General features: G+C 70.1%; 9 protein-coding genes. 4 read left to right on the top strand and 5 right to left on the bottom strand.

What is annotated here, in order from left to right; genetic code table 11:
- Positions 1-130: 130 nt before the first annotated feature.
- Together ACWGO0_RS28740 and ACWGO0_RS28735 are read right to left on the bottom strand one after the other, a co-directional pair.
- Complete coding sequence (locus ACWGO0_RS28740) at positions 131-2,488, bottom strand: FlgD immunoglobulin-like domain containing protein (protein WP_453541206.1); 2,358 nt, start codon at positions 2,486-2,488, stop codon at positions 131-133.
- A 185-nt stretch (positions 2,489-2,673) separates the two neighbouring features.
- Positions 2,674-4,485 (bottom strand): NHL domain-containing thioredoxin family protein, encoded by a 1,812-nt coding sequence (locus ACWGO0_RS28735; protein ID WP_453541218.1) that lies wholly within the window; start codon positions 4,483-4,485, stop codon positions 2,674-2,676.
- A 64-nt stretch (positions 4,486-4,549) separates the two neighbouring features.
- Here ACWGO0_RS28735 and ACWGO0_RS28730 point away from each other — a divergent pair, with 64 nt between their 5' ends.
- Entirely contained in the window at positions 4,550-5,035 is a 486-nt protein-coding gene (locus ACWGO0_RS28730; RefSeq protein WP_453541204.1) for an LURP-one-related/scramblase family protein, read from the top strand.
- A gap of 54 nt (positions 5,036-5,089) precedes the next feature.
- Here ACWGO0_RS28730 and ACWGO0_RS28725 read toward each other — a convergent pair whose 3' ends face one another.
- The gene (locus ACWGO0_RS28725) at positions 5,090-5,881 is read right to left on the bottom strand and encodes a carbon-nitrogen family hydrolase (protein ID WP_453541201.1); all 792 of its coding nucleotides are present in this window, start codon (positions 5,879-5,881) and stop codon (positions 5,090-5,092) included.
- Between the two features lie 218 nt (positions 5,882-6,099).
- Here ACWGO0_RS28725 and ACWGO0_RS28720 point away from each other — a divergent pair, with 218 nt between their 5' ends.
- Positions 6,100-6,924, top strand: a complete 825-nt coding sequence (locus ACWGO0_RS28720) for a maleylpyruvate isomerase family mycothiol-dependent enzyme (protein ID WP_453541198.1) — start codon at positions 6,100-6,102, stop codon at positions 6,922-6,924.
- 72 nt (positions 6,925-6,996) lie between these two features.
- On the opposite strand, the gene ACWGO0_RS28715 is transcribed toward ACWGO0_RS28720, so the two are convergent.
- Positions 6,997-8,307: an MFS transporter gene (locus ACWGO0_RS28715; protein ID WP_453541195.1), complete on the bottom strand. Its 1,311-nt coding sequence runs from the start codon at positions 8,305-8,307 to the stop codon at positions 6,997-6,999.
- On the bottom strand, positions 8,304-8,990 hold the full coding sequence (locus tag ACWGO0_RS28710) for a GntR family transcriptional regulator (protein WP_453541192.1): 687 nt from the start codon (positions 8,988-8,990) through the stop codon (positions 8,304-8,306). Before ACWGO0_RS28710 ends, ACWGO0_RS28715 begins: the two co-directional genes overlap by 4 nt.
- A 242-nt stretch (positions 8,991-9,232) precedes the next feature.
- Here ACWGO0_RS28710 and ACWGO0_RS28705 point away from each other — a divergent pair, with 242 nt between their 5' ends.
- Both ACWGO0_RS28705 and ACWGO0_RS28700 read left to right on the top strand, forming a co-directional pair.
- A complete protein-coding gene (locus ACWGO0_RS28705) occupies positions 9,233-10,120 on the top strand; it encodes a D-alanyl-D-alanine carboxypeptidase family protein (RefSeq protein ID WP_453541189.1) in 888 nt (295 codons plus the stop codon).
- Between the two features lie 288 nt (positions 10,121-10,408).
- A complete protein-coding gene (locus ACWGO0_RS28700) occupies positions 10,409-11,284 on the top strand; it encodes a D-alanyl-D-alanine carboxypeptidase family protein (protein WP_453541215.1) in 876 nt (291 codons plus the stop codon).
- The last annotated feature ends 149 nt before the right edge of the window (positions 11,285-11,433 follow it).

Genomic DNA, 11,433 nt, shown 5'->3' with positions numbered 1-11,433 from the left:
GGCCCCCCCCCCCGCCCCGGGGGCCCGGCCGGGTTCACCCCCCCCCCCCGGGCCCGCCCTCGCACCGGGTGCACCGCCGTCACGCGGTCAAGTCACCCGGCCCTGCCCTCACGCGGTCACCGCTACCGCCCTAGCCGGTCACCGTGATCGTGCCCGTCCGGCTGAGCGCGGCGCCCGTGCCGTCCTCCGGCGGGGCGGTCAGCGTCCAGGAGTACGTACCGGTGTTGGCCAGGGAGCCGTCGGCGCCCGTGCCGTCCCAGGAGGCGGAGAGCGCCACGCCGGTCGCGCTCGCGTCCAGCGTGCGGATCACCTTGTTGTTGCGCTTGATGACCACGGTGGCCCCGGACGCCGGCTTCGAGAGCTGCCACGCGGCGGACCAGTCGGCCGCCGAACCCAGGACGTAGGACGTGTCCGCCTCGGACCCGGTCGCCGTCAGCGGCTGGGTGGGCACTCCGCTCTCCACCGCGTGGACGGTGCCCGCCGCGTCGAGCCAGGCGACGCCGCCGCCGAACTTGTCGACGTCGTAGCTCTTCCACGTCGAAACGGCGGGCAGATCGCCGAGCACCCGAGGTACGTTCGCCACACCGGTGTGGAAGTCGGTGAGCCTCAGCTTGCCCGCCACCGCCTCGTGGCCGACCACGAACCCGTCGCCGAGCCTGCCGCGCTCCGGCAGCTCGATGTTCCGGCCGGTCTCCCGGTCGTACACACCGAAGTCGTACGCGTCCGGCGAGGAACCGCCGGGAGGCATGCAGTCCCAGTACACCCAGCGGCCGACGGCCTGGAGGTCCTGGATCTCGCAGGCGGCGTCGACCGTGTAGGGCGTGACCTGCGAGGTCGCCAGATCACGCGACTCGATCCGGCCCCAGGTCCCGTCCGTGGTCCACAGCTTCCCGCCCCAGACGGCCGCGGCCGAGGTGTTCACCGTCTGCACCACGGCGGGGCCGCCGGACGCGGCCAGGTCGACGACCGACCGCTCCCTGAAGCCGCCGCCGCCGAACACCGCGTACCGGCCCGCCGCATCGCGCAGGATCCGGCCGGAGGACTCCGGGGTGGTGCGGTCGTAGAGCACCATCTCGGTGCGCTCGCCGGAGGCCGTGGCACGCACCAGCACATCCCGCTGGGCCGCCGCGTCGTGCCGGACGTGGACGACCGAGCCGTCACCGGTCCCGAGCGGCTGGCCGTAGGTGTCCTCGTACGGCGCGGTCGTGACGTGCGCGCGGGGGCCCGCGACGGGCGTCCCGGTCAGGGTGACCTTGCGGGTCACGTACGCGGGACGCGGCGCGCTGTCCGCCTCCTTGGTGACCAACTGCCCGGCGGCGAGCGCGACTCCGCGCACCACGGCCGACGACCTGGACGGCACCTCGTCGAGCGTACGCAGGGACGGGGTGCCGTCCGCCGCGACCTCGACGCGGCGGACCGCCCAGTCACCGGCGTCCGCACCGCCCACCGTGATCGCGCCGCCGCCCGGGATCTGCTGGAGGTCGGGCTGCGCCACGTCCAGCAGGGTCCGGGCAGGTCCGCCGTCGAACGGGGTGGCCCGCAGGGGTCCGCCGCGGCGCAGCGGCGGGTTGTGCTCGGTGGGTTCCGCCGAGCGGTACGAGGTCAGCAGCCAGTCACCCGCCAGACCGATGACGGGCGCGCCTTCCTCCGAGACCGGTACGGTCACGGCCGTCTGCGCGCCGGTGGGGTCGTCGCGGCGCACCACGCGAGCCGTGTCCATGCCGTCCTGGTACCAGGCGATGTGCGTCGGCGAGAGGACGGCCTGAAGGGGGAGCTGGTCGTCCCTGCGGACATTGGTGGGGATGGCCGTGACCTCGCCGGTGGTGAGGTCGAGCAGGCCGAGCGTGTGGGTGCGGGTGAACTTCAGCAGCACCGAACGGCCGTCCCCTGCCAGCACCGGGTATTTGGCGAACCGCAGCAGCTCCGGCGGGTCCACGACGGTGTCGGTGGTGACGCCGTCCCCGTCCTCGTCCCGCAGGATGTGCACCTTGTCGACCTGCCACACCTCGTTGTACGAGGCCGTCAGCACGGTCCTGCCGAAGGAGCCGACCATCGTCTGCCCCGCGGGCACGGTGATCTCGCTGGACTCCCCGGTGGCCGGGTCGAGCAGCCGCACCTTGTCGTACGAGTCCGAGGCCACCGGGAGGACGTCGGTGCCCGCCCCGTAGTTGCCCTGCTGGCCCGGGAGGGTGCCGGTGTAGCCCTCGACGGTCCGCTCCGTACCGTCGTAACTCCGCCACTGGTACGGGGCGGTGGAGCCGTCGTCCGTCGCCCGGCGGTGGAGGTAGCCGGTGTCCCCGGCGGCGTACAGCGTGTCCTGGACCGGGGTGTAGTGGTCCGGCGCGGTGAGGGTGAGTCCGGTGGAATCGGCGCGGGCCTCGGTGGCGAGGAGCGGCACCGCCCCGGTGGCCAGAGCGAGCGCCGCCACGGCGGCCACACCGCCGCGGCTGAAGGTGAAGTGAGAAGTAACCAGATGACGACTCGTCACACATGCTCCCAGAAAGGCATGGCGGAGCAGGGCGTTCCGCACCCTCTCCTCGAACAGGCGTCCGATATATAACACGCCACGGGAGAGCCGGACCAGCGACATGACAAATGCCCCAGAGCGGATCCGAAGCAACGGATTCCGCCCTGGGGCACAGGAGTTGACCAGCCAGTACGCCGGCAGGAGAGTCAGGCGTCCATACCCGCCAGCACCAGCGGCAGCCGGGACACGCCCTCCGCCGTCACGCGGAGCGGAACACCCCAGTCCTGCTGGTGGACATGGCAGGCCGGGTACTCGTTCTCCGGATCGTCGTCGCAGGACGCCGCCATCGCCGAGACGTGCAGCACGCCTTCGGCGACCCCGTCCGCCAGGACCAGATCGCGGAACAGGTCGGTACCGGGACCCGTACCCTCCGCCAGCAGTTCGGGCGGGGTCGAGGAGACCAGCAGCCGCGTCGAGGGACCGTAACGGGTGTCCAGCTTCTGCCCGGCCGGCGCCTGGAAGACGACATCGAGCCGGAGCGCTCCCGGCGCGACCTCGGTGGCCGCCCGCTGCGTCCGGTGCGCCTCGCCCGCGACGCGTACGGCCTCCTCGGGCAGCCGCAGCCGGGTCAGCCGGTGCCGGGCCGACTCCACGACGACCAGATCCCCGTCGACCAGCACGGCGTCGCTCGGTTCGCGCACATCCGTGGCCAGCGTGGTGACCTCGCCGCTCGCGGGGTCGTAGCGCCGCAGCGCGTGGTTGTACGTGTCGCAGACGGCGACGGACCCGTCCGGCAGCGCGGTCACGCCCAACGGGTGCTGGAGGAGCGCCTGTTCCGCGGCGCCGTCGCGGTGACCGAAGTCGAAGAGCCCGGTGCCGACGGCGGTGCGGACGGAGCCGTCCCGCTCGACGTACCGCAGGGCGGAGGTCTCCGAGTCCGCGACCCACAGCCGCTCCCCGTCGAACGACGTGGCGAGGCCGGACGGCTGGGCGAACCACGCCTCGGCCGCGGGCCCGTCGACGAGCCCCTCGTTCGTCGTGCCCGCCGCCACGCGCACACTCAGGCTTTCGGGGTCGTACGTCCACAACTGGTGCACGCCCGCCATCGCGATCCACAGACGGTCACCGAACCAGGCGACGTCCCACGGCGAGGAGAGGTCGACGTCCCGTGCCGGACCGTGACTCGGCGCCCCCTGCCACCACTGGCGGCCGGTACCGGCGAGCGTGGTCGTCAGCCCAGTCTCCAGATCGAGGGCCCGGATGGCGTGGTTGACCGTGTCCGCGACGGCGACACGCCCGTCGGGCAGCACGGCAAGCCCCTGCGGCTCACTGAACCGGACGTCGTCCGGCCCACCGTCCACGAGCCCGCGCTCACCCGAACCGAAGGCCCGGCGGACGCTCTCCCCGTCCCCGTCCAGCTCGACCAGCCGGTGGCGGGTGGTGTCGGAGACCAGGAAGCCACCATCCGGGAGGGCAAGGGCCTTCCCGGGAAAGCGCAGATACGTGGCGACGGGCTCCGGGGCGACATAGGGACCGTCACCCCGCCGCAGCGTGCCCTTCTCCGCGTGCTCGGCCTCCAGCTCCTCGACCAGCTTCTCGATGGCGTGCGCGTGCCCCTCACCGGCGTGCTGGGCGACGACGTACCCCTCGGGATCGACGACGACGAGCGTCGGCCAGGCCCGTACGGCGTACTGCTTCCAGGTGGCGAGCTCGGGGTCGTCGATGACGGGGTGATGCACCCCGTACCGCTCGACGGCGTCCACGACGGCCTGGTGCTCGGCCTCGTGCACGAACTTCGGCGAGTGCACACCGATGATCACCACCGTGTCGCGGTGCTTCTCCTCCAGCTCACGCAGCTCATCGAGGACATGCAGACAGTTCACACAGCAGAACGTCCAAAAATCCAAGATCACAATACGTCCTCGCAGGTCAGCGAGGGTGTACTGCTTATCGCCTGTATTGAGCCAGCCACCCTTGCCGATCAGCTCGGGGGCCCGGACGCGCGCACGTGTAGCCATACCGACAGTCAACATCACCGCGCCCTGCGCGCATTCCGGCGGGGGCTCGGGGACCCTGTCAGCCATGAGACTTCTCGTACGTGAGCGACTGTTCGCCGTTGGTGACGACTACTGGATCGAGGACACCGAGGGCCGCAAGGTCTTCCATGTCGACGGCAAGGCCATGCGGGTGCGGGACACCTTCGAGCTCAAGGACGCGCAGGGCCGGGTTCTCATCGAGCTGCGGCAGAAGCTGATCAGCCTGCGCGACACGATGGTCATCGAACGCGACGGCGAGGAACTCGCCAAGGTCAAGCGGAAGCGGCTGTCGCTGCTGCGCAACCACTACCGGGTGACCCTGGTCGACGGCACCGAACTCGATGTCAGCGGGCGGATCCTGGACCGTGAGTTCGCCATCGACTACGACGGGGAACTGCTCGCCCAGATCTCCCGGCGCTGGCTCACCGTCCGCGACACGTACGGGATCGATGTCGTCCGCGAGGACGCCGACGCGGCGCTGCTCATCGCCGTCTCGATGTGCGTCATCACGCTCGCGGACAAGGAGGAGTGAGCCCTTGCCGGTTTCACGTGAAACCGGCAGAGGCGTCACGGAGAGACCGTTGAATCAGCGCGGCGGGGCCAGGCCCAGTCGCCGGTCCTTCAGTGCCGGGAACTGCTCCCGCGTGGTGGCGATCCTGGCCGGGTCGAACTCCACGGTCAGGATCTCCTCGTCCGCACCCGCCTCGGCCAGCACCTCGCCCCACGGGTCGACGACGATGCTGTGACCGGCCTGCTGGACACCGGCGTGGGTGCCCGCGCTGCCGACCGCCAGGACGTACGCCTGGTTCTCGACGGCGCGGGCCTGCGCCAGCAGCGTCCAGTGGGCGCGGCGGCGCTCCGGCCAGCCGGCCGCGACGACCAGGGTCTCGGCGCCCGCGTCGACGAGTCCGCGGAACATTTCGGGGAAGCGCAGGTCGTAACAGGTGGCGAGGCCCAGGGTCGTCTGCGGCAGGGCGGCCGTGACCAGTTCCTCGCCCGCGCCCATCATCACCGCCTCGCCCTTGTCGAAGCCGAAGAGATGGATCTTGCGGTACGAGGCCACCCGCTCGCCCTCGGGCGAGAAGACCAGCGAGGTGTTGTAGAGGACGCCGTCCGCGGCCCGCTCGACGAAGGAGCCCGCGTGCAGCCAGACCCCGGCTTCGGCGGCGGCCTTCGCCATCGCCTCGTGCGTGGGGCCCACGAGGGGTTCGGCCTCGTCCTCGAAAGCGGTGTAGGCGAAGGCGCCGACCGGCCAGAGTTCGGGGAGAATCACCAGGTCCGCACCCTGCTGGGACAGGACCAGTGAAGCCGCGCGGTCTCTGCGCGCATTGACGGATTCGTCCGGGTCTACTGCGATCTGGATGAGGGAGGCGCGCACACTACCACCGTCCTGGCATTCGAGCCGTCAACACGGGCCTACGATCGTCACACGAAAGCACTGCCGGGGTGCCTGCTCGCAGCGTAACTTAGCGAGCGAACCTCAACGCAGCCCGCAGCCGCAGCCGTAGCCCGCAGACAGCGCCGTCAGTGCCGGCACAGTACGCCAGCACTCCCTGCTCTCCAGCCCATGCACCGCAGAACCGCACGAGGGGTCCCGTGACCGTCCATCCCAGCCTCCAGACCTACGCCGACGCCTGGACCCACTCCATCGAGTCGATAGCCGAGCTGGTGGGGCCGCTCGTCGAAGGGGAGTGGAACCGCCGTACGCCGTGCCCCGGCTGGTCGGTGCGCGACATCGTGTCGCACATCATCGGCATGGAGTGCGAACAGCTCGGCGACCCCCGCCCCATCCACACGCTGCCCCGCGATCTCTACCACGTGCAGAACGACTTCACCCGGTACATGGAGATGCAGGTCGACGTGCGGCGCCACCACACGGCGCCCGAGATGACCTCCGAGCTGGAGTACACCGTCATCCGCCGCGCCCGCCAGCTGCGCAACGAGTCGCGTGCCCCCGAGACCATGGTCCGGGCGCCCCTCGGGACCGAGCAGACGCTGGAACTGGCACTCCACATGCGGGCCTTCGACGTCTGGGTGCACGAGCAGGACCTGCGTACGACGCTGGGTCAGCCGGGCAACCTGGACTCCCCCGGCGCTCTCGTCGCCCGGGACACCCTGCTCGCCGGACTGCCGAAGGTCGTCGCCAAGGACGCGGGCGCGCCCGCCAATTCGGCGGTCGTGTTCGATGTGCACGGGCCGCTGGAGTTCCTGCGCACGGTCCGCATCGACGCGGAGGGCCGCGGTTCGATCGACGGGGCGCCGTCCCTGGGTCCCGCCGTGACGCTGGCGATGGACTGGGAGACGTACTACCGCCTCGCCTGCGGCAGGGTGCGGGCGACGGCCGTCGCGGACCGGATCAAGGTCGAGGGGGACCAGGATCTCGCGGCGGCGATCCTGCACAACTTCGCCGTCACGCCGTAGTCCCACCGGTCGGCGACGCCCGTCCTGGAGTACGAGAGACGGGCGCGCCGCCGGCCGGGGGCGCGCCGGGTGTCACGCGGGCACGTGCACGGCCTCGACCCTGCTGACCACGTGGTGGTCGCGTTCCCTGAGCGCCGCCCTGCCCCGCAGGCGCAGGATCTGGGTGATGCCGAGCGCCTCCAGGACGAAGACGGAGGCGAACGCGATCCGGTAGTTGTCGCCGGTCGCGTCCAGCAGCACACCGACCGCGAACAGTGTGGTCATCGAGGCGACGAAGCCGCCCATGTTCACGATCCCCGACGCGGTGCCCTGGCGCTCCGGCGGGTTTGCGGGGCGTGCGAAGTCGAAGCCGATCATCGAGGCGGGGCCGCAGGCGCCGAGCACCGCGCACAGGGTGATCAGCAGCCACATCGGCGCGTGGTCGCCCGGGTGGAAGATCGTCGTGGCCCACAGCGTGGCCGTCAGCGCGACCGTGCCGAGCGCCAGCGGGGTGCGCGCCGCGTGGTGCCGGGCGATGACCTGCCCGTAGACGAGCCCCACGGCCATGTTGGAGAGCACGACCAGCGTGAGCAGCTCACCGGCGGTTCCCCGGCTCAGCCCCTGTGCCTCCACCAGGAACGGCATGCCCCAGAGCAGCAGGAAGACCATGGCGGGGAACTGGGTGGTGAAGTGCACCCACATCCCGAGCCTGGTGCCGGGTTCCCGCCAGGCGGCGGCGATCTGCTTCCGTACGTACGCCGCTCCCGCGTGCTCGGCGGGCGGCGGTTCGTGGCCCTCCGGGTGGTCCTTGAGGAACAGCAGCACCAGTACGAGGACCACCGCGCCCGCCGCCGTGCTGGCGACGAAGGTCGTGGTCCAGCCGAAGCCGTGCAGCGCGCGTGCGATGAACAGGGTCGAGACGAGGTTGCCCGCCATCCCGAAGAGTGCGGCGACCTGCCCGATCATCGGCCCGCGACGGGCCGGGAACCACCGGCTTCCGAGCCGCAGGACGCTGATGAACGTCATGGCGTCGCCGCAGCCGAGCAGCGCGCGGGAGGCCAGTGCCATTCCGTACGAGGGGGAGAGCGCGAAGCCGAGCTGGCCGAGGGTGAAGAGCACGGCCCCGATGGCCAGGACCTTCTTCGTGCCGAGCCGGTCGACCATCAGCCCGACGGGTATCTGCATGCCCGCGTAGACGAGCAGCTGAAGGATGGAGAACGTGGACAGCGCGGAGGCGTTGACGTCGAAACGGTCCGCGGCGTCGAGTCCGGCGACTCCCAGGCTCGTACGGAAGATGATGGCGACGAAGTAGACGGCGACGCCGATGCCCCAGATCCGGGCGGCCCGCGCGCCGCCGGGCGGATCGCCGGGCAGGGAGAGAGTGGGGGCGGCCCCGGAACTCACCGGTCCTCACCCCGGACCAGGACCTTGACCCGGCTGACGTGGCGGCGTACGACCTGCGCGGCGCCGTCCGCGTCACCTGCCCTGATGGCCTCCAGCAGCTCACCGTGCTCGGTGATGTTGGCGGCGATCCTGCCGGGGTGCGCCTCCAGTACGGCGACGCCCATCCGCAGCTGCCGGTCGCGGAGCTGGTCGTAGAGGCGCGAGAGGATCTCGTTGCCCGCGTTCCGCACGATCTCGGCGTGGAAGCAGCGGTCGCTCACGGCGACGGCGGCGAGGTCGCCCTCCTCGGACTTCCGGCGCTGCTCCTCCAACAGGTCCTCGAGCCGGCGGATCAGCTGCGCCGAAGCGGGCACCGCCTTGCGGGCGGCGAACTCCTCGACCAGCAGCCGGGTCTCCACCACGTCCGCGATCTCCTGCGCGGAGACGGCGAGGACGAGGGCGCCCTTCTTCGGGTAGAGCTTGATCAGCCCTTCGACCTCCAGCCGGAGCAGCGCCTCGCGCACGGGCGTACGGGAGACGCCGACGGCCTCCGCCAGATCGCCTTCGGTGAGGAGCGTCCCGCCCTCGTACCGCCGGTCGAGGACGGCTTCCTTGATGTGGGTGTACACACGGTCGGCGGCGGGCGGCTGCTTGAGGGAGGTCTTGACCGGAGGCTTCGCTGGGACAGAGGGCGCGGCAGGCATGCACACAGCATAGATACAACATGGACGCATGTGGTGATCCGTCCACAATATGAAATCCCGAAAGCCCGCCGACACCCCTTCACCCCCAACTCCGCTCCCACTCCACCCCCGCTCCGGAAATACCCCGGAATTCACCCCCGTGCCCGTACATCCATTGCCCCGCCCCAGAAGTCTCACCACCGAGCGGCACCCTTATCTAGCCGCATATCAGGGGCATTTGGAGCGTTCAGTTGAATATCGGCATGAAGCGCGGATACCGCGCAACCGCCACTGCCACCGTGGCCCTCACCGCCGTCGCCGTCCTCGCGGGCAGCGCCTTCGCCACGCAGGCCCAGGCAGCGACACCGCCGAAGCCCACGATCGTCGCCAAGGGCGGCTTCGTGATGAACAACGGCACCGGAAAGACCCTCTTCACCAAGGCCGCGGACACGCGCCGCTCCACCGGCTCCACCACCAAGATCATGACCGCCAAGGTGGTGCTGTCGCAGAAGAACCTGAACCTGGATTCCAAGGTCACGATCCAGAAGGCGTACAGCGACTACATCGTCTCCAAGGGCGCCTCGTCGGCCCGCCTGATCGTCGGCGACAAGGTCACCGTCCGCCAGCTCCTGTACGGGCTCATGCTCCCGTCGGGCTGCGACGCCGCGTACGCACTCGCCGACAAGTTCGGCACCGGCACCACGCGCGGGGCCCGCGTGAAGTCGTTCATCGGCAAGATGAACGCCACCGCGAAGTCCCTCGGCCTGAAGAACACGAAGTTCGATTCGTTCGACGGCATAGGGAGTGGGAACAACTACTCCACCCCGCGCGATCTGACGAAGATCGCGAGCAGCGCGATGAAGAGCTCCACGTTCCGCGCGATCGTCAAGACCAAGTCGACGAAGCAGAAGGTGACCACGAAGAGCGGCGGATACCGCTACATGGCGTGGACCAACACCAACAAGATGCTCAGCAGCTACAGCGGCGCGCTCGGCGTGAAGACCGGCTCCGGCCCGACCGCCAAGTACTGCCTGGTCTTCGCCGCGACCCGTAACGGCAAGACGGTCATCGGTACGGTCCTCACCTCCTCGTCCGAGGCGAACAGGACCGCGGACGCGAAGAAGCTCATGGACTACGGCTTCAAGCTGTAGCCCTGAGCCACAAGCATCCGGAAAGCCCGGTGGGCCCGCGCGACGATTCGCGCGGGCCCATGAATCACAGGTGTACGGACAGAGTCTTTGCCATGTCCGCGTACATCCTTGCGGGCCGTTCGTGAGTCTCGTATCGGGAACCCCCCATATCCCGGTCCCCTCGACGCATTCGCGAACTCGGAGCGTTCATTGATATCGAGCCACAAGGCCCGCCCCAAGGCTGGTCACAAGGCCCGCAGCAAGCGCCTGCGCAACTCTGTCCTCGCAGCCGTCGTATCCGGTGGCGTGATGCTGGCGGTCACGCCGCTCATGACGTCCGCCCAGGCCGCTGTCCCCCTGCCGACGCTCAGCGCCAAGGGTGCGTTCCTGCAGGACAGGGCGACAGGCGCCAAGAAGTACGGCAAGGCCGCCGACATCAAGCGGCAGATGGCCAGCACCACCAAGGTCATGACCGCCGCCGTGGTGCTCAACACCCCCGGCGTCGACCTGACCCGCAAGGTGACCATCTCGCAGACCTACCGCGACTACGTCACGGCCAAGGGCGCCAGCACGGCGGACCTGAGGACCGGCGACAAGGCCACGGTCCGTCAGCTACTGCACGCTCTGATGCTTCCGTCCGGCTGTGACGCGGCGTACGCGCTCGCCGACGCCTACGGCGTGGGCACCACCCGTGCCGCCCGGACCAAGCAGTTCATCGGCCAGATGAACAAGAAGGCCGCCTCGCTCGGGATGACGAACACGACGTTCGACTCGTTCGACGGCATTTCGTCGACCGGGAACAACCTCTCGACCCCGCGCGACCTCGCGACGCTCGCCAGCTACGCGATGCGGGGCTCGACGCTGCGCGGCATCATGAGCACCCCCAAGTACGTCACCCCCGTGACGACCAGCACCGGCGCCACACGCACGTACACCTGGTACAACACCAACAAGCTGCTCGGCTCCTACAGCGGCGCCGTCGGCATCAAGACCGGTTCCGGCACTGCGGCAGGTCCCTGCCTCATCTTCGCCGCCACCCGGGGCACCAAGACATACGTCGGCGTCATCCTGAACGGCACCGACCGCTACAACGACGCGGCCAAGCTGCTGGACTACGGCTTCGGTTCCACCACCGCGACGACCATGCAGCTGCGTACGCTGCCGCAGGGCGCACAGCGCGACTGATCCGGCACCACGCACGAACAGCCGGACACAAACAGAAGGGTGGGGGGCCCCCCCCGGGGGGCCCCCCCGGGATGGGGTGAGGCCGGGAGATTAACCGGGGAGGGGGTGGGAGGGTGCCGCGGCCAAACCGCCCGCCCCGCGGGCCCCAC

The organism is Streptomyces sp. NPDC055749 (assembly GCF_053617235.1).
This window is presented reverse-complemented; position numbering and strand designations above follow the sequence as displayed.

Bases quoted from the DNA above. Each gene is read 5' to 3' on its own strand.
- ACWGO0_RS28705 (WP_453541189.1), top strand. From the start codon at position 9,233: ATGAAGCGCGGATACCGCGCAACCGCCACTGCCACCGTGGCCCTCACC.
- ACWGO0_RS28730 (WP_453541204.1), top strand. From the start codon at position 4,550: ATGAGACTTCTCGTACGTGAGCGACTGTTCGCCGTTGGTGACGACTAC.
- ACWGO0_RS28710 (WP_453541192.1), bottom strand. From the start codon at position 8,990: ATGCCTGCCGCGCCCTCTGTCCCAGCGAAGCCTCCGGTCAAGACCTCC.
- ACWGO0_RS28735 (WP_453541218.1), bottom strand. From the start codon at position 4,485: ATGGCTACACGTGCGCGCGTCCGGGCCCCCGAGCTGATCGGCAAGGGT.
- ACWGO0_RS28700 (WP_453541215.1), top strand. From the start codon at position 10,409: ATGCTGGCGGTCACGCCGCTCATGACGTCCGCCCAGGCCGCTGTCCCC.